This is a genomic window from Mesorhizobium japonicum MAFF 303099, assembly GCF_000009625.1.
GTDB classification, from domain to species: Bacteria; Pseudomonadota; Alphaproteobacteria; order Rhizobiales; family Rhizobiaceae; genus Mesorhizobium; species Mesorhizobium japonicum.
In genome coordinates, this window is record NC_002678.2 from 46,256 (window position 1) to 72,052 (window position 25,797).

The following is a 25,797-nucleotide window of genomic DNA, read 5'->3' on the forward strand; positions in this document are numbered from 1 at the left end:
AAGAAAATGGATACAATAGCGACAATCCGTCATTCCAGAGCCGCGTTTCCAAGTGAGGCGCTGCGCCCGTCCGGCCAGCGAGGCTTTGTCCGCCGTTTGGTGCGCGTGGTCAGGTCGCTCGCACGATGGATCGACCATTTGCTGGAGCGCCGGCGCGGCCGCCTGGCATTGCTGGAGATGACTGACGATCAGCTCAAGGATATCGGCATCTCCCGCTGCGATGCCCATCGCGAAGGCATCAGGCGCTTTTGGGAATAGAGGCCAATCTTAACGGACCCGTTTGGCCCCGCGATGGCCGATGCCGCGATCGATAAAAACGGCAACGATAGAGATCACCAGGAACAGCGCGGTGATGGCCAAAGCCGCAATGGCGACGCTGGCGGCACCGTTCTTGGCGACATCGAGGAAAGGGTAGGGCACCTCGCCCGCGATCGGTGCCCGTACCAGCGCGTAGACAAGATAGGCGATGGGATAGAGCACCCACCAGGAAATGTCGCTCCAGCGGGTTCTGCCGTCGGCGCCTGCTGCCAGCCACCACAGCACGAACAGCACCGGCGTCACATAGTGCAACAGCACATCGCAAAGCAGGAACAGGCCTTGCGGCTGCCAGAGACGTGCCAGAACCGTGGCATAGACGATGAAGACGAGGGTGATCGAAACCGCGACACCCGCACGCATCCGCAGCCCGGCGAAAGCCGGCAGCCAGGCATAGCCGGTGGATGACAGCAGGGATGTGTACACCAGCACAGCGCCAATGTTGGTCAGGATGGTGAAGAAGCTGAAGTAGAACACGATCGAGCCGAGCAGGCTGCGACCCGCCTCCATCGATGCCGGAACCGTGATGCAGAACTGCAGGACGAGGCCGGCCAGACCGATGGCCAGACCCACCACCTGCAGGAAGCGGCCCATGGTCAGGCGGTCGCGGCGCAGCCCGGATTGCCCGTCTGCCACCGGGCAATGTCCGAGCCGATGCGTGCGCCGAGCGGGTCGTTCATCAGCGGTCCGAACACGTCGACGCGGCTCGAATTGCCTTGCGCCTGCACGACCAGCAACGGCTTGCCGCCATAATGCTTGGCCGGCACCAACAGGAAACGCGGCGTGCCGCTGAACGAGTTCAGCTCATTGGCCATCTGATATTGCTTGAAGGCCGGGTCCTTGCTGGCGATCCAGCATTTGTGGGCTGATATCGCCACCTGTTCCATGGCCAGCAGTGCCGCACTCTTGCCCGAAGGCACGGGGGTGCTCTTCGGGGTCGATTGGCATGACGCCAGGGCGAAGCCTGCGGCGGCGACGAGAACGATCGTCTTGCTCTTGATCAAGCGGCACCCATCTCGAGTTCGGAAAGAAAGACTTTCAGGCCATCGGTCATCTCGCCCCAGACCCGCGACAAGGCCGGATGCTGCGAGGCGATCTGCTCATAGGCATCGAATTTGGGATAGGCGTCGAGCAGGTCGTGGTGGCCCGTCATGGCGCGGAAATTGTTGAAGATGAACCGGGTCGGCGTCAGCCAGGCGTCGGCAAAGCTGATGTCGTTGCCGAGCGCGAAGGGGCCTTGCGCCATACGGGCCTCGATCCCCGCCAGCCCGTGATGCAGGCGGGCGAATTGGGCGTCGATCTCGGCATTGTTGCGCTTCGGCACGAAATGCAGCTCGAAAAGCTTCATCGTCGGCGTCAGCACGTCGAGATCGGTGATGCGGGCGAACATGCGCACCAGCGCGCGGTCCTTGGAATCGGGCGGCAGCAGCGCCGGCTCCGGAAACCGCTCCTCGAGATATTCGGCGATGACCACCGATTCGACGATGGTTTCGCCGGAGCCGGTGATCAGCACCGGAATCCGGTTCATCGGCGAAATGGCGCGAAACGCTTCGGGGATCGGAAAACCCGGCGGCGGCGCGATGATCTTGAGCGGCACGTCCTTGATATAGGCCAGCGCCCGCACGATCGACGAGTAGGGCGACAACGGCCGCGAATAGAGTTTCATGACCGTCTCTCTCCCCAGAGCAGTGGACTTGATGTCCCTAAGAATTTAACCGCGTTCGCAGCTGAGATCGTCAAGCGGCGATACCGAGCGCGCCTTCGAACAGCGCACGACCGTCGCTGCCGCCATGAGCGGCTTCGATCAGGTTTTCCGGATGCGGCATCAGACCAAGCACATTGCCCTGCTCGTTGATGATGCCGGCAATGTCGTTGATCGAGCCATTGGGATTGGTCCCCTCGGCATAGCGGAACACCACCTGGCCTTCGCCTTCGAGGCGGGCAAGGGTTTCGGCGTCGGCGAAGTAGTTGCCGTCATGGTGCGCCACCGGCGAGCGGATGACCTGGCCCGGTTGGTAACGGCGGGTGAACATGGTGTTGGCGTTGGTGATCTCAAGCTTGATCTGCCGGCAGACGAACTTCAGCGAGGTGTTGCGCATGAGCGCCCCCGGCAGCAGGCCGGCCTCGACCAGGATCTGAAAACCGTTGCAGACGCCGATGACGGTCACGCCCTTGGCGGCCTTTTCGGCGACGGCCCGCATCACCGGCATGCGCGCGGCGATCGCGCCGCAGCGCAGATAGTCGCCGAAGGAGAAGCCGCCGGGGATGGCGATCAGGTCGACATCGGGGATCTCGGTGTCGGTCTGCCAGACGGTGACCGGCGGTTTTCCCGAAATCTTGGTCAGCGCCGCGATCATGTCGCGGTCTCGGTTGAGGCCAGGCAGGAGGACGACAGCGGATTTCATTTTGGTTCGTAAGGCCTCTGGGCTTCGGCTAGTTCGCACAGGTCGAGACGGCGTTCGATATGTTCGAGCCGATCATCCTGGCGAGCGAGCACAACCATAGATGTTTTTCACGTCACTTTCAGTGGCTATGAGATGACCTCGAATGGAACCAAGCTCGGATTTCGCCTCTCCGAGGATCAAGTCCATCCTGTCTAACCGAGACTGAATGGACTTGAGGGTTTCAAATATTAAGCTGCCATCGATCTCGGCCACCAACCCCTCCGACACAACCTCAGGTAAGTGTCACACTATAATTCTCAATCACCGTGTTCGCCAGCAGCTTGTCGCACATGGCTTTCAGATCGGCCTCGGCCTTGGCCTTGTCGCTTTCCGCCAGTTCGACGTCGAACACCTTACCCTGCCGCACCGCGCCGACGCCATCGAAGCCCAGACCGGACAGGGCGTGTTCGATCGCCTTGCCTTGCGGGTCGAGGACGCCGTTCTTGAGGGTGACGGTAATGCGGGCCTTGATCACGCTGGACATGCTCCTGTTCTAAGTATCGGATCGCAAGCCGCTATCAGTGCGGCTTGCCTTTGACGACATCGGTCGAGGCGACAAGAACCGGACCGGTCGGGCGCGGCGGCTCGTTCTCGTTCATGATGCCGAGGCGGCGGGCGACTTCCTGGTAGGCCTCGACGAGACCACCCATGTCGCGGCGGAAACGGTCCTTGTCGAGCTTGTCCTGTGTCGCCACATCCCACAGGCGGCAGGAGTCCGGCGAAATCTCGTCGGCCACGACGATGCGCATCATGTCGCCCTCGAACAGGCGGCCACATTCGATCTTGAAGTCGACGAGCTGGATGCCGACGCCCATGAACAGGCCGGAGAGGAAGTCGTTGACGCGGATGGCGAGCGCCATCACGTCGTCGATCTCCTGCGGGCTTGCCCAACCGAAGGCGGTGATGTGCTCTTCCGACACCATCGGATCGTCGAGCGCGTCGGCCTTGTAGTAGAATTCGATGATCGAGCGCGGCAGGACGGTGCCTTCCTCGATGCCGAGGCGCTTGGACAGCGAGCCGGCGGCGACATTTCGCACCACCACTTCGAGTGGAATGATCTCGACTTCCTTGATCAGCTGCTCACGCATGTTGAGCCGGCGGATGAAGTGGGTCGGGATGCCCATGCGGTTCAAGTGGTTGAAGATGTGCTCGGAAATGCGGTTGTTGAGCACGCCCTTGCCGTCGACAACCTCGTGTTTCTTCTTGTTGAAAGCGGTGGCGTCATCCTTGAAGAACTGGATGAGGGTACCCGGCTCCGGTCCCTCATAGAGGATCTTGGCCTTGCCTTCATAAATGCGGCGGCGATTTTTCATCTGATTTTTTCTCTGGATTTGTGGGCAGGCGGCAAGCGACCAGTTCCTGTCCGTCTGCCTATATTAGTGCGGCGACGGTTGGGTTCAATGCCGGGTCTATCCCAATCACACCGTTTGCTCAATCGGCAAATCCGCCCAATCAACCGCTTTCGGGACTGAAATGCCGCAGCGCAGCATATGACGAAGCGTATTGACCGGCTCGCGACCTTTTGGTTTGTGCTTTGGCAACACACATATCTCTTGCCAACGAATCGGATTTGACCCGGAGGGACGCCATGAGCAGCATGAAAGATCGCGAAGAAGGCTTCGAGCGCAAATTTGCATTCGACGAAGAGCTTCGGTTCAAGGCGTCGGCGCGCCGCAACAAGGCGCTCGGGCTGTGGGCCGCCGAAAAGCTCGGAAAGTCGGGTGCCGACGCCGACGCCTATGCGAAGGAAGTCGTCGTTTCCGACATCGAGGAAGCCGGCGATCACGACGTGTTCCGCAAGATCCGCAAGGATTTCGATGCCGCCGGTGTCGAGCAGTCGGACCATCAGATCCGCCGCACCATGGACGAACTGATGGCGCAGGCGATCGAGCAGATCAAGAACACCTGATCCGGGACGACGCAGGTTTCGCAAAAATGTCCCGGTTTTGCGACGGAACCTGCGGCAAAGGACTGACTGGACCAATCGACCGCCCGGCCAAGCCGGGCGGTTTTTCTTTGCCTTCGCCGTGGTTTCCGGCTGAAACTGCCGGCATTAACGAGGAAAGAGATTAGATGTCCCTGAAGTCCCGCCTTGCCGCCGATGAAACGCTGGTCACCGCCTGGTCCGGAGTGCCGGATGCCCTGACCGTCGAGATCCTCGCCAAACAGGGCTTCGATGCCATCACGCTCGACATGCAGCATGGCGGTCATCACGAGGACAGCGTGCTGCGCGGTCTTATGCCCGTGCTTGCCGCAAACAAGCCTGCGCTGGTGCGCATCCCCGTCGGCCGTTTCGACATGGCAAGCCGCGCGCTCGATTTCGGCGCCGAGGCGGTGATCGCGCCGATGGTGAATTCGGTGGCCGATGCAAAGTTGTTCGCCGCGGCAATGAAATATCCACCGCTCGGCGAGCGCTCGTGGGGGCCCACCTACGCCTTTCCGCGCCATGGCAAGGGCGACCATGCCGAATGGCTGCGCGACACCAATCAGCGCACCATGGCCTTTGCCATGGTCGAGACGCGCGCCGCGCTCGACGCGCTCGACGGCATTCTCGACACGCCGGGCATTGATGGCATCTTCCTCGGCCCATCGGATTTCTCGATCGCCTGGACCAATGGCGCCACGGTCAGTTCGACCCTGGAGAGCATGATGGAGACGGTGGCGTCGGTGGCCGAGCGCACCCGCAAGGCCGGAAAACATGCCGCGATCTATGTCGTCGAACCAGCAATTGCCGGCCGTGTCGTCTCGATGGGCTATCGCCTACTCGCCACCGGGTCCGAGCATGCGTTGATTTCATTGGGGGCAAAGACTCTGCTGAAAGATATCAAGGATTCGATCGGAGCCTGAACCCAAACCGGAGGAGCTGCCGTCACGGCGCCGGGCGATCAGGCGCTCGCTGCAGCAGGTGCCGCGGCCATAGGGCCGCCGCGCCTGAATCTGTTGAACAGGGCGCCGAGCGCCTGGACCCACCAGTTGTTGAAGGTCATCAGCGGCAACGCCGCGAGGATCGAACCCAGTATCGCGGCGGCGGCACCGAGTGCGGTGGAACCGCTGGCCAACAGAACCCATGACCCCAGTGAGCAGATAACGGGTACATGCACCAGGTAGAGCGGGAAAGAGAGGTCGCCGAGGAAACGTGCCGCCTTGCCCGAGAGCCATGCTGGAGGCTCGTCCACACTTAGCATAGCGTAGACCAGCATGATGCTTGCCGGGATGGCCACACAGGCTTGCCGCAGGCCGACATCATCGCAAACCGCGGTCTCAAGCAGCGCAAAGGGCCGGTATATGCCGACTGCACTCCCCGCATAGCCCAGCAGCACAAGGGAAACGATCATCATGGCGCCTCTTACCCAGCGATTCGGGCGCAAACCCATGGCGAGAAGCGGATAGAGCATGAGGCTGGCCGGAAAGGCACAAAAGAAGAAGCTGACTTGCAGCGCCAGGAACACGCCTGTTGCTATGCAGAACCAGGAGAGCAGCGTCCAGCGGCCCAGGAGGAAAAAGGCGATCGGAGCGAGGGCGAAGGTCAGCATGCTCCCCCAGAACTCGACCGTCATGGTCCACAGGCTGCTGTCATAATATTTGTCGCCGTAGATGAACGTGCGCCAGGCCCCTTGCTGGAACGCATCGGCGAAACTCGCTGTCTCCTGCGAGAGCACCTTTGAGGCATTGCCGAATCTGCTCAGCCACTCGGATTGGGTGACCGCAGCCGCATCCTGGAAGAAATACAGATCGAGCTTGAAGATGACACAAGATGCCAGGACCGTGACGAGCACTGGTCCGGCCAGACGAGGCAAACGCTTTGTCGCGCCCAGCAGCAGATCTTGTGCCTCGCGGGTCTGGAAATAGCGCTTCACAAGCACATAGGAAGACAGAACGAAAAACAAGTAGACGGCAGAGCCGCCATTGAAGGCGACGAAAGCCAGACTTGTCTTGAGGGATTGCGCGGCGTTGTCTCCGTCTCCGCCCGCCGCCGAAGGGGCAAAGGCACGCAAAATATGCCCGTTCAAAACGATCAGCGCTGCGGCACCCCTCAAGAATTCGAGTGAAGCGTCCTTGCGCAAGCGCTTGCCTTCGTTTGAGCTTGAAGAATTTTATTAGTAATCTCAGGTATTTACGCGTGACGAACGGAGTTCGCCGCGCGCAAAGAATTTATCGCGAGCCACCTTAAATTATTGTTTATTGGAGCTCGACGGTTTCTTCGCGAACTTTCCGCGCCGACTTTGGGCCTGAATCACAGATCCGTCAGGAACTTGGCGAAGGTCATCGAGCCTTCGGGCCAGGGGCCGAAGCCAGAATCCTGGTTGAGATGGCCGGTCTCGCCGGCATCGATGAACAGCGAGCCCCAGGCGCCGGCTATGTCCTCGGCAACATCGAAGGCACAGAACGGGTCGTTGCGGCTGGCGATCACAATCGACGGAAAAGGCAGCGGCTCGCGCGGGTACGGGCCGAAGGTCATCAGGTGCTTCGGCTTGATCCCGGGGTTGGCGACATCGGGCGGCGCCACGAAGAAGGCGCCGGCGACCGGCTTGACGAATTGCGGGATGGCCTGCACGGCGGCGGCAACACCCAGAGAATGCGCGACGATGACAACCGGCCTCTCGGCCTCGTTGACCGCTTTGGCCACGCTCGCCGTCCAGTCCTCGCGCACCGGCTTCGACCATTCAGCCTGCTCGACGCGCCGCGCCGTCGACAGTTTCGATTGCCAGCGGGTTTGCCAATGCTCTGGTCCGGAATTGGTGTAGCCCGGAACGATCAGGATATCTGCATCTTTGACTTTCATGGCGCTGAGATAGCGAGCGCGATTGCCTCATGCAACCGTTGATGGACACGTTCCTGTTCGTAATGGTGAACACCATGTTCGCTTTTCGCCGTCTTGTGTGAACGATCGCAATCGACGATCTGTCATCAGGAGAGAAACAGCCGTGAAGGACCGGGATTTTGGCACTGACACGACGTACAATGATCGGCGGCGCCGGCTTCCTGGCATTGGGAGCTTCATCAAGCGTTGCCGCAACGGAGACAATGATGAGCGAACTGCCATTTGCCGCTACCACGCCGGTGAGCGTTGCCCGCGTCGGGTTGAAGGCGCGCGACGCCGAAAGCCTCGCTGCCTATTACCGCAGGGTTGTCGGCCTGCAGGAATTGAGCCGTGCCGATGGCGCGATCACCCTCGGTGCCGGCAGCCGTCCGTTGCTGGTCCTCGAGCCGGATGCTTCCGCCAAGCCTGACGATCCGCGCAGCGCCGGCCTGTTCCACACGGCCTTCCTGCTGCCCAGCCGTGCCGATCTCGGCCGCTGGATCAACCACGCCATATCAGACAAGATCGCCATCGAGGGCGCGTCCGACCATCTGGTCAGCGAAGCGCTCTACCTGACCGACCCCGAAGGCAACGGCATCGAGATCTATGCCGACCGCCGGCCGCAGGACTGGAAGTGGAACGGCGACAAGATCGCCATGGCGACCGAGCGGCTCAACATTCCGGCTGTCGTCGGCGAAGTACCGGTCGGCGATGCAGGCTGGCAAGGCGCGCCGGAAAACAGCATTGTCGGCCATGTCCATCTTCGTGTCGGCAGGCCGGAAGAGGCGGAAGCCTGGTGGAACCAGGAATTCGGCTTCGACACGGTGGCCAAATATGGCGGTCAGGCAGTGTTCCTGTCGTCGGGCCATTACCATCATCACATCGGCGCCAATGCCTGGCAGAGCGCCGGCGCCGGCCGTCGCGACCCGTCGCGTTCGGGCCTCGCCTGGGTCGAGATGCGTTCGGACAATGTGACCGGCGAAACGACCCGTGAGGATCCTTGGGGCACGGTGATCAGGACCGTTCCGGGAAAGGCGTGATCGGCTTTGTCCTTCGCGAGTTCGGATACGAAAAGGCCCGCCGGAAAGGCGGGCCTTTTTCTTTGGCGCGTTTAGGTTCTCAAGCCTCCCCGAACACCCGCCTGAAGATCGTGTCGACATGCTTGGTGTGGTAGCCCAGGTCGAATTTCTCACGGATTTCCGCCTCCGGCAAGGCGGCGGTGACTTCCTTGTCCGCCAAAAGTTCCTCAAGAAAATCAGCGCCTTGTTCCCACACCTTCATGGCGTTGCGCTGCACCAGCCGGTAGGAGTCCTCGCGCGACAGGCCGGCCTGCGTCAGCGCCAGCATGACGCGCTGCGAATGCACCAGGCCGCGGAACTTGTTCATGTTCCTCAGCATGTTCTCGGGATAGACGACCAGCTTGTCGACGACGCCGGTCAGGCGTGACAGCGCGAAATCCAGCGTCACCGTGGCGTCCGGACCAATCATGCGCTCGACGGAGGAGTGCGAGATGTCGCGCTCGTGCCAGAGCGCCACATCCTCCATCGCCGGCAGCGCCATGGAGCGCACCATGCGGGCAAGGCCGGTGAGGTTTTCCGTCAGCACCGGATTGCGCTTGTGCGGCATTGCCGACGAGCCTTTCTGGCCCGGCGAAAAATACTCTTCCGCTTCCAGCACCTCGGTGCGCTGCAGGTGCCGGATCTCGGTCGCCAGCCGCTCCATCGACGAGGCGATGACGCCGAGCGTGGCAAAGAACATGGCGTGGCGGTCGCGCGGGATCACTTGCGTCGACACCGGCTCCGGCTTCAGCCCGAGCTTTGCCGCGACATGCTCCTCGACATAGGGTTCGATGTTGGCGAAGGTGCCGACCGCCCCTGATATGGCGCAGGTGGCGATGTCTTCGCGTGCGTGCACCAGCCGCTCGCGGCAGCGCGAGAATTCGGCATAGGCCTGCGCCAGCTTGATGCCGAAGGTTGTCGGCTCGGCATGGATGCCGTGGCTGCGGCCGATGGTAACGGTGTCCTTGTGTTCGAAGGCGCGGCGCTTGAGCGCGGCAAGCAGGCCGTCAATGTCTGCGAGCAGAATGTCGCTGGCGCGGGTAAGCTGGACGGCAAAGCAGGTGTCCAGCACATCCGAAGACGTCATGCCCTGGTGGATGAAACGCGCATCCGGTCCGACGAATTCGGCAAGATGTGTGAGGAACGCGATGACGTCATGCTTGGTGACGCGTTCGATCTCGTCGATCTTCTCGACGTCGAATTTCGCGGCCCCGCCCTTTTCCCAGATGGTCTTTGCCGCTTCCTTCGGGATGACGCCGAGTTCGGCCAGCGCGTCGCAGGCATGGGCCTCGATTTCGAACCAGATGCGAAACCGGGTTTCGGGCGACCAGATGGCGACCATTTCCGGCCGGGAATAGCGAGGGATCATCGGTCAGTCCTGATGTCTCTAGAACAATTCCAGGAAAAGTGTGCAGCAGTTTTCCGTCCGGAATTGCGAAAAAGAAGGAGTTAGAGCGGGTCGGCGGTTCTACCAAACGCTAAACCGCTCTGGGTTAGCCCGCCTCCTAACAGAGACAGACAAAATGCTCAACGCCGCTGCTGTGCAAACCAGAGGCTGGCGGCAAACAAGGCGATGAACCCAAGCGGAAAATAGAGCCTGATGCCCAGCACCATGAACTGATAGGACGCCACCGCCATCGTGAAGGCGAGTTGAAACCCCCAGGTGAGGGTGAAGACCGGTGCATGCCATTCGGCATAATAGGACCGGTATTGCAAGGCATAGAGCCCGTCGGTCAGCCCGATCGTCGCGGCGGCAAGGCACACCATTGTCGCCGCGAAGGCGACCTCCCGGCGCCTTCCGAGTGAGACCAGCCGTGCCACGAACAGGCCGACCGGAAAGGCCAGCGCGCCGCCGCCGGCAAACAGCAGCGACACGGTGCGGATTTTCTCCGGTGTCACCCAATTGTCCAGCAACAGGTTGATGAGCGCGCTCGTGCCCATGGTTGCGGCCCAAAAGAGCGAGCCGAAAAGTGTCGCGCGCCACCCTGGCAAGGCGCGGCGCACGAAATTCAAATTGCGGCTGAGTATGGCGGCGTGCGGTGTCACAGGCGGCCGGTCACGGCGATCCAGCGGAAGTCCGGACCCTCGAAGCCATATTGGCGCACCGCGATCAGCACCGCATAGGCGCTGAGGCTATCCATGGAGAATGTCTGGACCGCGCCGATGCGGTAGCCGTTCGGGCAGCTACGGCTTTTGGGGATAGACTTGTCCTCATGCAGCAATTTGGTGGTGCCGCCATCCTGCGCTTCTATGCGCAGCAGCCGGAAGCCATTGATCTCGCCCTGGCTGTCGCAGCCTTCGGTGTTGTTCATGCCGATCTCGTCCAGCCGGAACTCGAGCGGTTGGTCGACCGGAGAGAAGATCGGGCGTGGATTGACCGCCATGCGGTGCGGATCGGCCGAAAGCTCGGTCACCGGGTTGAAACCGGCCGTGATGCCGCGGTTGGCGCTCAACTCGGCCTGGCTGACAATGGCCTCGCCCTTTTGCCGGGCCTGGAGGCGCGCCGCATCCAGTTTGGCGTTCTCGTCGTCGAGCCGCACCCGGATCGGCGTGCCCTTGAGAAAGCTGTCGGTGCTCGTGTCGATGTAATAGCGGTTGGCATAGGGGAAGCCCGACCCGTCCTGGACGCCGTATTCCTCGAAGGCGAACACGCCGCCGTCCTTGCTGAAGCCAAGGATTTCAAGCTCGGCGACATCGCCGGCCTGGGCGACGATCAACGCGCCAAGCTGTGCGGCCAGGGAAACGGCAAACAGGAAGAGCATTCGCATTGTTTTACTCCGACAGGCGATCGTTCAATCCCTAGCACGGCCGAATCAAAACGTCGTGCAGGCCGAAAGCCGATGCATCCAATCGGTTCGTCATTTGTTATTGTCGGCAGTCCCAATGGAGAACCACCATGACCGACACCAGCAAAATTCGTGAGCATATGGAAGTCGTCGGCGCCGATGGCGTGCATCTCGGCACTGTCGACAAGGTCGACGGCCAGCGCATCAAGCTGACCAAGGCCGACAGCGGCGAGGGCGCTCACAAGGGTCATCACCACTACATTCCTCTGGCCCTGGTTGCAGAAGTCGATGGCAAGAAGGTGTGGCTGTCGGCGAATTCCGACGTGGCGGTGACGTTCGAGGAAGAAAAATCCGATCCGGTCTGATCGATCGATTCAGCCCAACCGCGACGACCAGACGGGAAACAGATCGTTGTCGGCTGGCGTCGCGGCAAACACGCCACGGCCGATGGCGCGCGCCATGGTGGCGCCGGCCGCGGCATAGAGGTCGATTGCCGCATCGGCCTCGAGCCGGATGCCGCTCGTTCCCGTCGCCAGTGCGAACACCAAGTCACCATCGGCCGGCGTGTGCGTCGGCCAGATGGCGCGCACGAAGCCGTCATGCGCCGACATTGCCAGGCGTTTCGCCGCGGCCTTGGTGAGAACCGCATCCGTGGCAATGACGGCGATGGTGGTGTTGCCGCCGGTTTCCATCTGCTTGCCCGCATGCTTGTCGCGGTATTTCAGCAAGATCTCCTTCGCATCGGCCGGCATGGGCGAGGGATAGCCGAGCCCGCCGAATTCGTCGCCGATTTCGAAGGGCGCTGCCCACAAATGGCGGGTGCGCCCGACGGTCACCGATCCGGTCGGATTGACGGCGGCCAGCGCACCGATGGTAACGCCTGTGTCGAGCAGCGTAGAAGCGGAGCCCAGGCCGCCCTTCAGCCCGGCGGTTAAGGCACCGGTGCCGGCACCGACCGTGCCGAGCTGGAAATCGGTCGCGGCGGATTGCGCTGCCTCATAGCCGAGGTCGCGATATGGGGGATAACGGCCCCAGTCCTTGTCCCCACCATTGCGCAGGTCGAACAGGATCGCCGCCGGCACGATCGGCACGCGAAAGCCGCCCACCTCGAAGCCGACGCCGCGCTCGCGCAGTGCCGCCTGCACGCCGGACGCAGCGTCGAGGCCGAAAGCCGAACCGCCCGACAGCACCACAGCATGGATCGCCTCTATCGAATTGTGCGGTTCGAGCAGGTCCGTCTCGCGCGTGCCCGGCGCGCCGCCCAGGATCTGGACACCGGCCACCGCCGGTTCGTCGCAAAGGATAGTCGTCACGCCGGATTTCAGCCGGGCATCGGAAGAATTGCCGACGCGCAGGCCGGCAACGTCGGTGATCAGATTGCGCGGACCGGTGTGGAACATCAATTGCTTTCCAAAGGCACGAAGCGCGCGCCGTCGAAGCGGAAGACGCGGTAGGGGCTCTGGCTGAGGTCGCCCTTGGCGTCGAAGCGGACCGGGCCGATCGCCGTGGCGAAATCATGCCCGCTCAGCACTTCGGTCAGCGGCTTGCCCGGGGACAAGGTCGATGCGGCCTTGGCGATCTCGACCGCCGCAAAGGCCGGCAGCGTATAGCCGTCCGGCACGATTTTCTGCACGGAGAAGCTTTCCAGCACCTTTGCGTCGGCGACATCGGCCCATTCGGGCGGCGCGATCATCAGCGTGCCTGTCGCATAGGGCACGTCGCCGGGCGGCGTGCGCAGATTTTCGCCGCCGGCAAAGACGATGCCGGCCTGCAGCTGCGCGGCATCGCGGCCCATAATCGCGATGTCGTCACCGTCGCCGCCGGCAAAGACATGCGTGGCGCCGGCCTTCTTCAGCCGCCCGATCATCCCTATCTGGTTGTCGAGCTGCGGCCGGAACGTGTCGACGAACACCGGTTTCAGCGCCGCTTGCTCGGCCGCCGCGCGAAATGTTTCCGCCATCTCGCGGCCATAGATGGTGCCGTCATCGATGATGGCGAACAGCTCCTTCTGCCACAGGTGGGTGAGGGTGGAGGCGACGGCGTTGCGTTCATCGTCGCCGCGCGGCCCCAGGCGATAGACCGGCCAGCCGGTCTTGGCGCGGCGGTCGGTGAGGCTTTCGGTACGCACGCCGACGGTGATGACCGGGATATTGGCGTCCTTGAGGATCGGCATCGCCGCCTCGATGGCTTCGGTGCAGAGGAAGCCGATCACGACACTGACCTTGGCCGCAGCAAAAACCCTGGCCGCGGCTGCCCCGCCATCGGCGGTGCAGGCATCATCCTCGGTCTTGAGTTCGACGCCGTCTGCTTGCGCCGCCAGCGCTGCACCGGCCTCGATCTGCTTGCCGAGGATGGCCGACGGTCCCGACAACGGAGCAGCAACGCCGATCGTCAGCGTCTGGGCGCTAGCGGCGCCGGCCAGGAACAGCCAGGCCAGCGCGGCCGATATCGTTGCCCCGGGTCGCATTCTGCCGAAGAGTTCCTCCCAAGCCCGCGATAACAGCGCGAGCGCCAATTCCGCCAAGACCTAAAGGCTGCCCGGCCTTGGTGCAACACGCGAATTCGGGGATATGGGCCAAGCACTTCGCTTGTGGCATGTCATGTCTGGCCATATATAGCGGTAGGGTTCTGGCTATGGACAATTTCCGGTGCTGAAGAAGAATGATATTGGACCGCAGGCCTATCGCGACGCGATGAGCCATTTTGCCGGCCACGTCCATGTGGTCACCACCGACGGGCCCGCCGGCAAGCGCGGCACGACGGTGATCGCTGCCTGCTCGGTGTCGGACACGCCGCCGACCATTCTGGTCTGTCTCAATCGCGAAAATGCCAATAATGAGCTGTTCGTGAAAAACGGCCGGTTTGCCCTGAACACGCTGGCTTCGCACCAGGAACCGCTGTCGATCGGCTTTTCAGGCATCACCGGCCTGCCGGTCGAGGAGCGTTTCGCGCTCGGCGAATGGGACGTGATCTCCACCGGCGCGCCGACGCTGAAGGGCGCGCTCGCCGTGTTCGACTGCGAATTGATCGACACCAAGGATCTGGCCACGCATCGTGTGCTTTTTGGCAAGGTGACAGGCCTTCGCATGGGCGATAATTTGCGGCCGCTGATCTATCACGCCCGCGGCTATCATGTCCTGGACAGCGGAGCGGCGGCGTTCACGGAGAAAGAATGACCGAACTGAAACCGCGCCCCGTACCGCGGACGATCGACGAGACGCTCGATCTCCTGACCGGCGCGGACTATGTGGCGGACCGGTCGCTGGCGACCGTGCTTTTCCTGTCGTTGCGTATGAACCGGCCATTGTTCCTCGAGGGCGAGGCCGGCGTCGGCAAGACCGAGATCGCCAAGGTGCTGGCGCAGGCGCTTGGCCGCCGGCTGATCCGCTTGCAGTGCTATGAAGGGCTCGACGTTTCGTCTGCCGTCTACGAGTGGAATTACGCCGCGCAGATGATCGAGATCCGCATGGAGGAGGCGGCCGGCAAGGTCGACCGCTCCGCCATGGAGCGCAACGTCTTCTCGGAAAAATACCTGATCCGCCGCCCGGTGCTCGATGCGCTGACCGGCAAGACCGGAGCGGCCCCCGTCTTCCTGATCGACGAACTCGACCGCACCGACGAAGCTTTCGAAGCCTTCCTGCTCGAAATCCTTTCCGACTACCAGGTGACGGTGCCGGAGCTCGGCACCATCAAGGCGCAAGAACCGCCGATCGTCATCATCACCACCAACCGCACCCGCGAGATCCACGACGCGTTGAAGCGGCGCTGCCTGTATCACTGGGTCGATTATCCCAATGCTGAGCGCGAATTGGAGATCGTACGCCGCAAAGTGCCGCGGGCCAACCAGCGGCTTTCGGCGGAGGTGGTCTCCTTCATCCAGAAACTGCGCCAGATCGAACTGTTCAAGGTGCCGGGCGTCGCCGAGACCATAGATTGGGCCGGCGCGCTGACCGAACTCGACAAGGTGGCACTCGACCCGGAAACTGTGTCCGACACGATCGGCGTGCTGCTGAAATACCAGGACGACATTGCCCGCATCGGCACGGGCGAGGGCCGGCGCATCCTCGACGAGGTCAAGGCCGAGCTCGCGGCGGCGGAGTAACGCGATGAAAGCGCCGGGTGCTTACCCCAAAGAGGCCGACCCCAAGGAGGCGACGGCGGACGGACGCATCGCTGACAACATCGTCTATTTCGCCCGCACCTTGCGTAAAGCAGGCATGCGGGTCGGACCGGCCTCGGTCAAGGACGCCATCGAGGCGGTGCTGGCCGCCGGCATCGGCTCGCGTGACGATTTCTACTGGACGCTGCATGCGGTGCTGGTGTCCAGGCACGAGGACCACCCGGTCTTCGACGAGGCCTTCCGGCTGTTCTGGAAATCGCGCGAACTGATCGAGAAACTGCTGGCGATGTTTTCGCCGGTGGCGCCCGACGTCAGGGAGAAGCAGAAGCCGCGCGCGGCCGAAAACCGCGTCAGCCAGGCCATGTTCGAGGGCCATCAGAAGAATCAGCCACCCCAGGAGGTCCCTGAGATCGAGGTCGATGCCCGCTTCACCTTTTCCGGCAACGAGGTGTTGCGGGGCAAAGATTTTGCCCAGATGAACGTCGCCGAAATCGCGGACGCGAAGAAGGCTATCGCCGAGCTGCGGCTGCCTTTCGACATGGTGCGGACCCGGCGCTTCAAAGCCGATGCGCATGGCCGCCGCATCGACCCGCGCGCCATGATGCGCTCGGCCGCGCGCACCGGCGGCGAATTGATCCTGCCGAAATTCCGCTCGGCCCGTGAAGTCCACCCGCCGCTGGTGGTGCTGGCCGACATTTCCGGTTCGATGAGCCAGTACACCCGCATCTTCCTGCATTTCCTGCACGCGCTGACGGAAAAACGCCGCCGCGTCCACACCTTCGTCTTCGGCACGCGGCTGACCAATCTGACCCGGCAGATGCGCCACCGCGACCCCGATGCCGCGCTTGCCGATTGCTCGGCGGCGGTCAAGGACTGGTCCGGCGGCACGCGCATTGGCGACACACTGGCCGAGTTCAACCTGGCATGGTCGCGGCGCGTGCTGGGGCAGGGCGCGGTCGTGCTTCTGATCACCGATGGGCTGGAGCGCGACGATGTCGCCGGCCTTTCGCAGGAGATGGAGCGGCTGCACAAATCTTGCCGGCGGCTGATCTGGTTGAACCCGTTGCTGCGCTTCGACGGTTTTCAGGCGCGCGCCCGCGGCGTCAAGGCGATGCTGCCGCATGTCGATGAATTCCGCTCTGTGCACAATCTCGATGCGCTCGCCGACCTCTGCGCGTCGCTGGACAAGAAGTCGGCACAGTCCGTCGATCCGCGCCGGTGGATGGAAGCTGGCGCGAGGCAGGCCGCGTAGCCATATGTTTTCCAGGCTCCCTGGAAAAACAGACCCTGAGAGAGGCAACGATGAACGACAGTCTTTATCTCGATGAGGCCCGCGATCCGCTGATCATCGCGGAAGGTTGGATGAAGGATGGCAAGGATGTCGCCATTGCCACCGTGGTCGAGACCTGGGGTTCGGCGCCGAGGCCTGTCGGCAGCCATCTGGTCATCGATGCGGACGGCAATTTTCACGGTTCGGTCTCGGGCGGCTGCGTCGAGGGCGCGGTGGTGAGCGAGGCGGTCGACGTCATCGGCTCGGGCAAGGCCAGGATGCTCGAATTCGGCGTCGCCGACGAAACCGCCTGGCAGGTCGGCCTGTCCTGCGGCGGCCGCATCAAGGTGTATGTCGAGCGGTTGGGCTGATCTCAGATGGATCCATACGCCCTGAAAGCTTTGAATGCCGAGCGCCGCGCCCGCCGTGCGGCGATCCTCGTCACCGATCTCGGTGATGGCCGCGACCGCATCGTGCGTGAGGGCGACCAGGTCGCCGGTGATCTTGGAGCCGCGATCGCCAAGGCCTTTCGATCAGGCAATTCCGGTTCGGTCGAGGCTGAAGGGCGGACCTTCTTTCTCAACGCGCATCTGCCGCAGCCGCGCCTCCTGGTGATCGGCGCCGTCCATATCAGCCAGGCGCTGGCGCCGATGGCGAAAATCGCCGGCTATCCCGTCGAGATCATCGATCCGCGCACCGCTTTTGCCACGCCGGACCGCTTTCCCGATGTCGCTCTGCATGCCGAATGGCCGGAAGATGTGCTGAAGCGCCAGCCGCTCGACAGCTACACCGCACTTGCCGCCGTCACTCATGACCCGAAGATCGACGATTTCGCGCTGAAGGCCGCGCTAGACGCCAATTGCTTCTATGTCGGTGCGCTTGGCAGCCGCAAGACGCACGCCAAGCGGGTCGAGCGCCTGCTGGCGCTGGGCGCTGCTGCCGACCAGATCGCCCGTATCCATGCGCCGATCGGGCTCGATATCGGTGCCGCGAGCCCCGCCGAGATCGCGGTAGCCATTCTCGCGCAGACCATCTACGCCTTCCGCTCGCGCGGCCTCGATGTCTCCGCATCGGCGCAAAGATCGGAATCGATTTTGGAGAAGCACGATGCGTAGATTCAAAGCAGCAGAGCGTCCTTTGCGCGTCCAAGTGGACGCGCGGCGCTCTGCGGGCGCGGTAGCGTGAAATTCGGTCCGATTGCGATTGAAGAGGCCGAAGGCGCGGTGCTGGCGCATTCCACCACCGCTGGTGAAAAGCGCTTTCGCAAGGCGCACAGGCTGAGCGCTGAAGACATCTCCGTACTCAAGCGGGCAGGCATCGTGCAGGTCGTTGCGGCCGTGCTTTCCCCCGATGATCTGGGCGAGGACGCCGCGGCGCAAAGAATTGCCGAGAGCATGAGGTTCAGCGGCATCGAGGCGAGGCCGGCCGCCACCGGCCGAGTCAATCTCCACGCCAAGGCATCAGGCATCTTCACGGTCGATGCTGCGATGATCGACGCCATCAACGCCGTCGATCCCGCCATCACCCTTGCCACGCTGGCGCAGCATGCGCCGGTCGAAAAGGGTCAGATGGTGGCGACGGTGAAGATCATCCCCTTCGCGGTCGCCTCCACCTTGGTCGACACTGTTGTGAAAATCTGCGCCGGCGGCGAGATCCTTGCCGTCAACGCCTATCAGCCGGTGCGCGTCGGCGTCATCCAGACGGTCCTGCCGGGCATCAAACCCAGCGTGCTCGACAAGACGCTGCGCGTCACCGAAGCGCGGCTGGCGCGTTCGGGCGGCAGGTTGACGGCGGAGCGCCGAACGCCGCATGAGATCGCACCCGTGGCGGAGGCCGCCGCCTCGCTGGCGCGCGACAATGACCTGGTGGTGATCTTCGGCGCCTCGGCGATGAGCGATTTCGCCGATGTCGTTCCAGCGGCGATCGAGAGGGCGGGCGGAACAGTTGTCCGCGCCGGCATGCCGGTCGATCCCGGCAATCTGCTGGTGCTCGGTACACTCGGCGGCAAGCGCATCATCGGCGCGCCGGGCTGCGCCCGCAGTCCCAAGGAGAACGGCTTCGACTGGGTCCTTGACCGTCTTGTTGCCGGCCTCGACGTCACCGCGAAGGATATCGCCGGCATGGGGGTCGGCGGGCTGCTGATGGAAATCCCGACGCGACCGCAGCCGCGCGAACCGCTGCCGGCCAAGAGCCGGCTCAAGGTCGGCATCGTGCTTTTGGCAGCCGGCCGGTCGAGCCGCATGGGCGGGCCGAACAAACTGCTGGCGCTGTTCGACGGCAAGCCGCTGGTGCGCCGCACCGCCGAGCGCGCGCTCGGCTCGAAGGCGTCAGGCACGATCGTCGTCACCGGCCATCAGCGCGAGCGCGTACGCGCGGCTTTGTCTGGCCTCGACGTCACTTTCGCCGACAATCCCGATTTTGCCAATGGGTTGTCGACCTCGCTGAAGGCCGGCATTGCCTATCTGCCCGAAGACACCGCCGGCGCGATGATCGTTCTGGGAGATATGCCTGGTGTTGTGTCAGGCGATCTCGACCGGCTGATCGATGCCTTCCGCAAGGCCGGTGGCAATTCCGTCGTCCGCGCCTCGCATCAGGGCAAGCGCGGCAACCCGGTGCTCCTGCCGCGCGCGCTGTTCCCGGCCATCGCTCATCTCGAAGGCGATACCGGCGCACGCCATCTGGTCGAGGCCGAGGGGCTCGACGTCGTCGATGTCGAGATTGGCGAGGGCGCCTCTGTCGATGTCGACACCCGTGAGGCGCTCGAAGGCGCCGGCGGCGTGCTGCAGGATTGACAAACCCGGGCCGAATTACGCAAGCCTGCAATATGGCTTTTCGTTTCCTTTCTCCCCTCCACGGGTTTCTGGCTGCGGTATCTGTTCTTTGCCTTGCCGGCCAGGCCAATGCTCTCGAACTAAAACCCTTCAAGGACGATCTCTTCGCCTATCCGGCGACATTGTCGACCGGCGACGGCGGCGCTTACACGGTCATCGACTATCGCGAGATGCGCGATATCAACCAGCGCGACGTGGTGCCGGAAAAGCGCGTGCATCCGCAATATACCGACACCGGCGTGCGCAAGGTGCAGCAGGATCTGATGCTGAAGACCGATGCCGGCGATGTCAGGCATGTCGCCGTCGGCAAGACGGAAGGCGCCGCCCTCATCGTGCTCTACCTGCACGGGCAGGGCGGCAGCCGCAAGCAGGGCGTCGACGACTTCACTTTCGGCGGCAATTTCAACCGGCTCAAGAATTTGATGGCCGACAATGGCGGGCTTTATCTCTCGCCGGATTTCCCCGATTTCGGCGACAAGGGCGCTGCACAGGTCGCGGCCTTGATCGACCACTATGCCGAACAATCGCCTGGCGCGAAAATCTTCGTCGCGTGCGGCTCGATGGGCGGCGCGCTGTGCTGGAAGCTTGCCGCCCGCAACGATACTGGCCGGCGCATCAACGGGCTGCTGCTGCTCGGGTCTTTGTGGGACGAGAGTTTTCTCGCCAGTCCCGCCTTCAGGCGCCATATCCCGGTCTTCTTCGGCCAGGGCAGCCATGATGTGGTGTTTCCCGTGGTGAACCAGGAAGCCTTCTTCCGCTCCATCATCGCCAGGTCGAAGGCCTATCCCTATCCGACCCGCTTCGTCCGCTTCGAGACCGGCACGCACGGCACGCCGATCCGCATGGTCGACTGGCGCAGCACGCTGAACTGGATGCTGTCGAAGGCGCCTTGACTGGCGCTGCTCCGACGTCCTTCAAGGCGCCGTGTTGTAGTCGACGACCGTCTGTGGGTTCTCCTGCCCGTCATAGGAGGCATCGACGTCATACTGGACCAGCGAGAAATCGCCGTTACGGAACAGATAGGTTCCCGAATCGGAGGCATCGCCGACGCCTCGCCACTTGTCGAAGGTGGTGATCGTATGGGTGTCTGGGTCATAGTCGGAATTAACCGCCCAACCGGTCGTCTCGAAGCCGACGATGCTCATGCCCAGCAATTTGCCGTCGCTGTTATTGTTCTCGTAGCGGATGTCCATCTTGGGTTCGGCGAACTGCAATTGCCGCACTTCAGACAATTCGTCGGTCATGTAGTAGACCGAACTTTCATTGTAGGCCGCAGCCGAACAGGAGAAACGGAACAGCCGGGCTTCCTTATCGGGATCGCCGGGCCGCGCATCCTTGTCCTTGTACTTGATCGAAAATACCTCCGGCTCATTGCCCAGGAACTGCTTGTCGCACTGGTCGCCATAGGTCGCCAGGAAGGCTTTCCTGGCCTGCTCGAGTGCCGTATCCTTCTTCGGCGGTGGCGGGCCGTCGCCGCAGCTTGGCGGCAGCGCCGCCTCGAAATCCGCCGTTGAGGGTTTCAACGCCCCCTTTTCGATGTGGATAGGATCGAAGGGCGGCGCGGCCTGGGCCTGCGCATTGACCTGGCGCAGCGTGTAGCAGCCGGCAAAGACCTTTTCGCCGCCGCTCTTGTCCGTGGCACGGATGGCGACCGGGACGTTGTAGAAGATGCTGCCGGCGGCTCCGTCGTCCGAAATAGCTCCGGTCGTGACTTCCACCTTGTCGGTACCGTCATAACCCTTGACGAAGCTGTCAAAATCTTTAGCCGGCTTCGTATCGCCATAATATCCCCAAGCGCGGGCGAATTCGTGCCGGTTGATGGCGCTGTAGAGCGAGCGAATAACCGCCTCCGCGCTCGATCGGTCGTCGACATAGGGTGCTTCGGGAGCGTCGTCGGCGGCCAGCGCCGCTTGGCCAGATATGGTAAGGGAGAGAAAGGCAGTCGCTGCGAGAAGGACGCGTCTCATCGGGAATCTCCGCTCGATAACGGAAATTCTACCACGGCGATTGCGGCGGCGTGGTGACGCGGTGCCTACGGCGCTTGAAGAATCGTGTGCGCAGGCGCTACGTCGCTTCGCCGGCGTTCCGACCGGACAGGAGATCTGACGTGACGATATCGATGTATGAGGCATCCGTGCCGGTGTTTTCAACCAGGCTGAAAGCACTTTCCAATGTGCTGGCGGCTGCCGAACAGAATGCGCTTGACCGCAAGATCGACCCGCAGGTGTTTTTGACGGCGCGGCTTGCGCCCGACATGTTCGCTTTGACCCGGCAGGTGCAGATCGCCACCGACCACGCCAAAGGCGCGCCGTCGCGGCTGGCCGGCCGAGAGGTGCCGAAATATGAGGACAATGAGGCAAGCTTTGCCGATCTCGAGGCGCGGATCGCCAAGACGCTCGCGCTTCTGGCAACGTTCTCGGCCGCCGACATCGACGGTTCCGACGACAAGGTGATCGAACTGAAACTCGGTGGACGCGAAACCACGTTGGCTGGCATGCAGTATCTGCTGCATGTGGCCATGCCCAATTTCTACTTCCACCTCACCACCGCTTACGACATCCTTCGCCACAATGGCGTGCCGCTTGGCAAGGCGACATTTTTGGGATCGCGTTAAGGGGCAGATATTTCGAGATGTCCCGGATCGTCCGGGACATCTCGGAAGACGCATCTAGCGAATGGACATTTCGCGGGCGACGCGCGGAAAATCGGCGGGCTTGATGCCGATATCGGCGCGGTCGGCATTGCTCATCGAATGAAGCAGGGCGAGCGCCGCGCGGTAGCGCAAATGTTCCTGCGGGCGCGGCCGGGCGAACATTTCCGTGAAGAAACCCATGAATCAGGCTCCTGGTTGGTCCTCCACGCCAGCCAGTATAGGTGAATCATGACAATTGTGCAGTGCAGCATTTGCATGCCTGCTATGTCCGGATAAGTTTCCTAAAATTTTTTGCAGCCCACTGAAACTTCCGCGCCGCACGAACCGTAGGCTTCGACGCTGGCACGTGGCCAGTTTTTCCTCGCCACTCCTGGCGAATTTCCGGACTGCATGAAAATGCAGTCCGGCTTTTTGTTTTGAGGGACCGGTCGCGATCCTCGAATGGCTAAATTCATTAAGATCGGTGGTATGTATTTTTAACGAGCCGATTCTATGGTCTGGCAACCTGACGGTCAGGCAAGGAGGAGGCTGACATCGCTACCAGCGCCAAGCGTGATTTCGCTTCGCTGCTCGACGACCTCTTCGTTGCCTCCGACAAGGGCGATGGCATAGAGGACGACGAGGCCGGTGCGCGTCCGTCCATTCCATTCGATTATCTTTCGGTCGCCGATGAACTCCATTCCGGCCGCATCAAGGTATCCGCCGCCGAATATCGCGAGGCCGGTGCTGATCTGGCGAGCGAATTCGCCGCCTTGCTCGAACACGCCAAGCTGGCGCTGGCTGCCGAGGACCCGAAGCCCGAGGAAAAACTCCCGCCGATTGATCCGGAATCGATCGCGGCGGAACTGGGACTGAACCAGCCCAAAAGCGCTGCCGATTTCGGCCGTATGCGCCGCAGCTTTGCTTTCACCAACCATCCCGATCGCGTCGCCCCGCATCTGCGCCAGCGCGCCATGATCCGCATGCAAGTGGCCAACATGCTGATCGACGAGGCCAAGCGTCGCGCCGTGGCCGGCGCCCGCCGCTAGCTAAGCGCTGGTTCACGCAAAAGTCGGCCTGGTGAGGGTTGGAGAGCGCCGTGGCTTTCCCTATACATGCGTCTCCCTCCCGCGCAGACTTTCCCTCCGGAGCAGAATTCCATGCACAAACGCCGTCTCGGTCGGACCGATCTTCTTGTTACCCAGATCTGCCTTGGTTCGATGACCTGGGGCCAGCAGAACACCGAGGCCGAAGGCCACGCGCAGATGGATCTGGCTTTTTCGCGCGGCGTCAATTTCATCGACACCGCCGAGCTCTATCCGATCCCGCCCAAGGCGGAGACGCAGGGGCGGACGGAGAAGATCATTGGCAGCTGGATGAAGGCCAAGGGCAATCGCGACAAGGTGATCCTTGCCTCCAAGGTCGTCGGCCGCACCGCCAACAGCTGGTTTCGCGGCGACAGGCCGTCGCAATTGGTACGTGCCGATATTTTTGACGCCGTCGACAAATCCCTGGCCAAACTCGGCACGGACTATCTCGACCTCTACCAGATCCACTGGCCGGAACGGGATATCCCCTGGGGTGCCAACCCGACGCGCATCGGCGCCGTGGCGCGGCGCGCCGATGCCGACGGCGCACCGGCCAACGAAACGCCGATCGCTGAGACGCTTGGCGTCTTCGATGAGTTGGTGAAGGCAGGAAAGATCCGCCATTTCGGCCTGTCGAACGAAAGTTCCTGGGGCGTCATGCGGTTTCTTGCCGAGGCCGACAAAGGCGTTGGCCCGCGCGTAGCGTCGATCCAGAACGCCTACAATCTCGTCAACCGCACCTTCGAGGTGAATCTTGCCGAGGTCTGCGAGCGCGAACAGGTGTCGTTGCTGCCATATTCGCCGTTGGCGCAGGGCTACCTGACCGGCAAATACGACCATGGCGCCCGACCGCAGGGCTCGCGCTCGCAATTGTTCAATCGCGGCCAGCGTTACGAGACGCCGAATGCAGCCGAAGTGCTGCTCGAATACAATGAACTGGCGCGCTCCTTTGGCATGGAGCCGGCGCTGTTTGCCAATGCCTATGTATCGAGCCGGCCGTTCGTCACCTCCAACATCATCGGCGCGACGACCATTCCACAGCTCGAAATGGCGTTGTCTTCGGTGGATGTCGTCTGGACAGAGGAGATGCAGAAGGCGGTGGACGCGATCCACCAGCGGGTCGGCAATCCCTGTCCCTGATCGGCGTGAATTATCAAGGAACAACGGAGGGGTGGAGACGATGGTGGATTTTCCGATCGAGGCCGTGCGCGGACAATTTCCAGCGCTTTCCCTGACCGACAAGGGCCGCCGTCGCATCTATCTTGACAATCCCGCCGGCACGCAGGTGCCGCAGGCCGTCGCCGATGCGGTGTCGCGCTGCTTGCTCACCACCAATGCCAATCTCGGTGGCTATTTCGAAACGACGATCGCGGCTCAATCCGTCGTCGATGACGCGCATCGGGCGATGGCCGATTTCCTCGGTGCGGCGAGCCCGGAGGAAATCATCATCGGCGCCAATATGACGACGCTGACCTACCACATGTCGCGCACGCTCGGCCGCACGCTGAAGCCCGGTGACGAGATCATCCTCACCCGCATGGACCATGAGGGCAACGTCTCGCCGTGGCTGCAACTGGCCGAGGATTTGAGCCTCGTCGTGCGCTGGCTGCCATTCGATGAAAAGAGCTGGCAGGTCGAGGAGGCGGCGCTGACCGGGCTGCTGTCCGACAAGACACGGCTGGTCGCGCTGAATTATGCCTCGAACCTGACCGGTTCGATCAACCGGGTTAAGGCCCTGACCGCCATCGCAAAACGGGCCGGCGCCCTGGTCTATGTCGACGCCGTGCAGTTCGCGCCGCATGGCCTGATCGACGTGCAGGACCTCGGCTGCGATCTCCTGATCTGCTCGGCCTACAAATTCTTCGGTCCGCATATGGGCATTTTGTGGGGGCGGCGCGAAATCATCGATGGCCTGAAGCCCTACAAATGCCGCTGTTCGTCAAATGGCCTGCCGGAGCGGTTCGAGCTTGGCACACCGCAGATCGAACTGATGGCCGGCCTCATGGCGGCGGTCGACTATTTTGCCGGGCTGGGTGTAGCAGCGGGCGAGGGTGGTTCGCGCAGGCAGAAGATCGCCAGGGCGTTCGAGGTTTCCATCGCCTACGAGAATCCGCTGGCACAAAGGCTGATCGATGGCCTGTCCGACATTCCAGGCCTGACTATCCATGGCATCACCGATCGCAAGCGGCTCGCCGATCGCGTGCCGACGGTGTCCTTCACCGTCGACGGCATCGTACCGGAGACGATCGTTCGACAGATGAATGCCGAAAACATCTTCCTGTGGTCCGGCCACAACTACGCCTGGGAGATCGTCCACCAGCTCGGCATTCCGGCCGAGCAGGGCGTTGTGCGCATCGGCATCGCGCACTACAACACGGCGGCCGAAATCGACGAGACGCTGGAGAGCGTGCACCGGGTCATCGCCATGCTCAGGCAGCAGCGCTCCTGACGT

The 25,797-nt window shown here is 62.4% G+C and carries 31 protein-coding genes; 16 read left to right on the top strand and 15 right to left on the bottom strand.

The genetic code is table 11. From position 1 onward, the window contains the following. The first annotated feature begins 6 nt into the window (after positions 1–6). Positions 7–258 (top strand): DUF1127 domain-containing protein, encoded by a 252-nt coding sequence (locus tag MAFF_RS01320; RefSeq protein ID WP_010909097.1) that lies wholly within the window; start codon positions 7–9, stop codon positions 256–258. 9 nt (positions 259–267) lie between these two features. Here the strand turns inward: MAFF_RS01320 and MAFF_RS01325 are convergent, their stop codons facing one another. The 6 genes from MAFF_RS01325 to purC form a co-directional block, all read right to left on the bottom strand. Beyond that, a complete protein-coding gene (locus MAFF_RS01325) occupies positions 268–909 on the bottom strand; it encodes a Pr6Pr family membrane protein (RefSeq protein WP_044547428.1) in 642 nt (213 codons plus the stop codon). Positions 910–911: 2 nt separating this feature from the next. Then, complete coding sequence (locus tag MAFF_RS01330) at positions 912–1,319, bottom strand: hypothetical protein (protein WP_044547429.1); 408 nt, start codon at positions 1,317–1,319, stop codon at positions 912–914. Then, positions 1,316–1,981 (bottom strand): glutathione S-transferase family protein, encoded by a 666-nt coding sequence (locus MAFF_RS01335; RefSeq protein ID WP_010909100.1) that lies wholly within the window; start codon positions 1,979–1,981, stop codon positions 1,316–1,318. Before MAFF_RS01335 ends, MAFF_RS01330 begins: the two co-directional genes overlap by 4 nt. 70 nt (positions 1,982–2,051) lie before the next feature. Next, the gene (gene purQ / locus MAFF_RS01340; protein WP_010909101.1) at positions 2,052–2,720 is read right to left on the bottom strand and encodes a phosphoribosylformylglycinamidine synthase subunit PurQ; all 669 of its coding nucleotides are present in this window, start codon (positions 2,718–2,720) and stop codon (positions 2,052–2,054) included. A 271-nt stretch (positions 2,721–2,991) separates the two neighbouring features. Beyond that, the gene (purS, locus tag MAFF_RS01345) at positions 2,992–3,234 is read right to left on the bottom strand and encodes a phosphoribosylformylglycinamidine synthase subunit PurS (protein WP_013895864.1); all 243 of its coding nucleotides are present in this window, start codon (positions 3,232–3,234) and stop codon (positions 2,992–2,994) included. A gap of 43 nt (positions 3,235–3,277) precedes the next feature. Then, the gene (purC, locus tag MAFF_RS01350) at positions 3,278–4,072 is read right to left on the bottom strand and encodes a phosphoribosylaminoimidazolesuccinocarboxamide synthase (protein ID WP_010909103.1); all 795 of its coding nucleotides are present in this window, start codon (positions 4,070–4,072) and stop codon (positions 3,278–3,280) included. A gap of 275 nt (positions 4,073–4,347) precedes the next feature. On the opposite strand from purC, the gene MAFF_RS01355 reads away from it, so the two are divergent. Both MAFF_RS01355 and MAFF_RS01360 read left to right on the top strand, forming a co-directional pair. Further along, entirely contained in the window at positions 4,348–4,668 is a 321-nt protein-coding gene (locus MAFF_RS01355) for a DUF1476 domain-containing protein (RefSeq protein ID WP_010909104.1), read from the top strand. 164 nt (positions 4,669–4,832) lie between these two features. Continuing rightward, positions 4,833–5,606 (top strand): HpcH/HpaI aldolase family protein, encoded by a 774-nt coding sequence (locus tag MAFF_RS01360; RefSeq protein WP_010909105.1) that lies wholly within the window; start codon positions 4,833–4,835, stop codon positions 5,604–5,606. A 38-nt stretch (positions 5,607–5,644) separates the two neighbouring features. Here the strand turns inward: MAFF_RS01360 and MAFF_RS01365 are convergent, their stop codons facing one another. Both MAFF_RS01365 and MAFF_RS01370 read right to left on the bottom strand, forming a co-directional pair. Next, positions 5,645–6,823 (bottom strand): acyltransferase family protein, encoded by a 1,179-nt coding sequence (locus MAFF_RS01365; protein WP_044547432.1) that lies wholly within the window; start codon positions 6,821–6,823, stop codon positions 5,645–5,647. Positions 6,824–6,993: 170 nt separating this feature from the next. Further along, entirely contained in the window at positions 6,994–7,542 is a 549-nt protein-coding gene (locus MAFF_RS01370; protein ID WP_010909107.1) for an RBBP9/YdeN family alpha/beta hydrolase, read from the bottom strand. Positions 7,543–7,787: 245 nt separating this feature from the next. On the opposite strand from MAFF_RS01370, the gene MAFF_RS01375 reads away from it, so the two are divergent. Further along, positions 7,788–8,600, top strand: coding sequence for a VOC family protein (locus MAFF_RS01375; RefSeq protein WP_010909108.1), 813 nt, complete (start codon positions 7,788–7,790; stop codon positions 8,598–8,600). 79 nt (positions 8,601–8,679) lie between these two features. Here MAFF_RS01375 and purB read toward each other — a convergent pair whose 3' ends face one another. The 3 genes from purB to MAFF_RS01390 all read right to left on the bottom strand — a co-directional run bounded on the left by purB (position 8,680) and on the right by MAFF_RS01390 (position 11,386). Beyond that, positions 8,680–9,987 (bottom strand): adenylosuccinate lyase, encoded by a 1,308-nt coding sequence (gene purB, locus MAFF_RS01380; RefSeq protein ID WP_010909109.1) that lies wholly within the window; start codon positions 9,985–9,987, stop codon positions 8,680–8,682. A 158-nt stretch (positions 9,988–10,145) separates the two neighbouring features. Beyond that, complete coding sequence (locus MAFF_RS01385; RefSeq protein ID WP_010909110.1) at positions 10,146–10,664, bottom strand: hypothetical protein; 519 nt, start codon at positions 10,662–10,664, stop codon at positions 10,146–10,148. Then, on the bottom strand, positions 10,661–11,386 hold the full coding sequence (locus tag MAFF_RS01390) for a DUF2259 domain-containing protein (RefSeq protein ID WP_044547434.1): 726 nt from the start codon (positions 11,384–11,386) through the stop codon (positions 10,661–10,663). The genes MAFF_RS01385 and MAFF_RS01390 overlap by 4 nt, the downstream gene beginning before the upstream one ends. Positions 11,387–11,514: 128 nt before the next feature. On the opposite strand from MAFF_RS01390, the gene MAFF_RS01395 reads away from it, so the two are divergent. Continuing rightward, complete coding sequence (locus MAFF_RS01395; RefSeq protein WP_010909112.1) at positions 11,515–11,769, top strand: DUF2171 domain-containing protein; 255 nt, start codon at positions 11,515–11,517, stop codon at positions 11,767–11,769. 9 nt (positions 11,770–11,778) lie between these two features. Here MAFF_RS01395 and MAFF_RS01400 read toward each other — a convergent pair whose 3' ends face one another. Beyond that, complete coding sequence (locus MAFF_RS01400) at positions 11,779–12,804, bottom strand: P1 family peptidase (protein ID WP_010909113.1); 1,026 nt, start codon at positions 12,802–12,804, stop codon at positions 11,779–11,781. Then, a complete protein-coding gene (locus tag MAFF_RS01405) occupies positions 12,804–13,871 on the bottom strand; it encodes a branched-chain amino acid ABC transporter substrate-binding protein (RefSeq protein ID WP_010909114.1) in 1,068 nt (355 codons plus the stop codon). The genes MAFF_RS01400 and MAFF_RS01405 overlap by 1 nt, the downstream gene beginning before the upstream one ends. 181 nt (positions 13,872–14,052) lie before the next feature. Between MAFF_RS01405 and MAFF_RS01410 the strand changes: the two genes are divergently transcribed. From MAFF_RS01410 to MAFF_RS01440, 7 genes are all read left to right on the top strand, one after another. Beyond that, on the top strand, positions 14,053–14,580 hold the full coding sequence (locus MAFF_RS01410; protein ID WP_010909115.1) for a flavin reductase: 528 nt from the start codon (positions 14,053–14,055) through the stop codon (positions 14,578–14,580). Continuing rightward, a complete protein-coding gene (locus tag MAFF_RS01415) occupies positions 14,577–15,506 on the top strand; it encodes an AAA family ATPase (protein ID WP_010909116.1) in 930 nt (309 codons plus the stop codon). Before MAFF_RS01410 ends, MAFF_RS01415 begins: the two co-directional genes overlap by 4 nt. 4 nt (positions 15,507–15,510) lie before the next feature. Next, positions 15,511–16,776, top strand: coding sequence for a vWA domain-containing protein (locus tag MAFF_RS01420; RefSeq protein ID WP_010909117.1), 1,266 nt, complete (start codon positions 15,511–15,513; stop codon positions 16,774–16,776). A 50-nt stretch (positions 16,777–16,826) separates the two neighbouring features. After that, on the top strand, positions 16,827–17,165 hold the full coding sequence (locus tag MAFF_RS01425) for an XdhC family protein (RefSeq protein ID WP_010909118.1): 339 nt from the start codon (positions 16,827–16,829) through the stop codon (positions 17,163–17,165). Between the two features lie 6 nt (positions 17,166–17,171). After that, complete coding sequence (locus tag MAFF_RS01430) at positions 17,172–17,909, top strand: XdhC family protein (protein WP_010909119.1); 738 nt, start codon at positions 17,172–17,174, stop codon at positions 17,907–17,909. Positions 17,910–17,975: 66 nt separating this feature from the next. Further along, positions 17,976–19,586, top strand: coding sequence for an NTP transferase domain-containing protein (locus MAFF_RS01435; protein WP_010909120.1), 1,611 nt, complete (start codon positions 17,976–17,978; stop codon positions 19,584–19,586). A gap of 32 nt (positions 19,587–19,618) precedes the next feature. Next, on the top strand, positions 19,619–20,518 hold the full coding sequence (locus tag MAFF_RS01440) for an alpha/beta hydrolase family protein (protein ID WP_010909121.1): 900 nt from the start codon (positions 19,619–19,621) through the stop codon (positions 20,516–20,518). A 21-nt stretch (positions 20,519–20,539) separates the two neighbouring features. Here MAFF_RS01440 and MAFF_RS01445 read toward each other — a convergent pair whose 3' ends face one another. Then, on the bottom strand, positions 20,540–21,592 hold the full coding sequence (locus tag MAFF_RS01445; RefSeq protein ID WP_010909122.1) for a DUF1176 domain-containing protein: 1,053 nt from the start codon (positions 21,590–21,592) through the stop codon (positions 20,540–20,542). A 140-nt stretch (positions 21,593–21,732) separates the two neighbouring features. Between MAFF_RS01445 and MAFF_RS01450 the strand changes: the two genes are divergently transcribed. Further along, positions 21,733–22,239 carry a DUF1993 domain-containing protein gene (locus MAFF_RS01450; protein WP_044547437.1) on the top strand — a complete coding sequence of 169 codons (507 nt, stop codon included), beginning with the start codon at positions 21,733–21,735 and terminating at the stop codon, positions 22,237–22,239. 54 nt (positions 22,240–22,293) lie between these two features. Here MAFF_RS01450 and MAFF_RS39895 read toward each other — a convergent pair whose 3' ends face one another. Continuing rightward, positions 22,294–22,458: a hypothetical protein gene (locus tag MAFF_RS39895; RefSeq protein WP_080511763.1), complete on the bottom strand. Its 165-nt coding sequence runs from the start codon at positions 22,456–22,458 to the stop codon at positions 22,294–22,296. A gap of 386 nt (positions 22,459–22,844) precedes the next feature. Here MAFF_RS39895 and MAFF_RS01455 point away from each other — a divergent pair, with 386 nt between their 5' ends. The 3 genes from MAFF_RS01455 (at position 22,845) to MAFF_RS01465 (ending at position 25,794) form a co-directional block, all read left to right on the top strand. Continuing rightward, on the top strand, positions 22,845–23,306 hold the full coding sequence (locus MAFF_RS01455; RefSeq protein ID WP_080511764.1) for a hypothetical protein: 462 nt from the start codon (positions 22,845–22,847) through the stop codon (positions 23,304–23,306). A gap of 111 nt (positions 23,307–23,417) precedes the next feature. Further along, positions 23,418–24,485 carry an aldo/keto reductase gene (locus MAFF_RS01460; protein WP_010909126.1) on the top strand — a complete coding sequence of 356 codons (1,068 nt, stop codon included), beginning with the start codon at positions 23,418–23,420 and terminating at the stop codon, positions 24,483–24,485. 40 nt (positions 24,486–24,525) lie between these two features. Beyond that, complete coding sequence (locus tag MAFF_RS01465) at positions 24,526–25,794, top strand: cysteine desulfurase-like protein (protein WP_044547442.1); 1,269 nt, start codon at positions 24,526–24,528, stop codon at positions 25,792–25,794. The last annotated feature ends 3 nt before the right edge of the window (positions 25,795–25,797 follow it).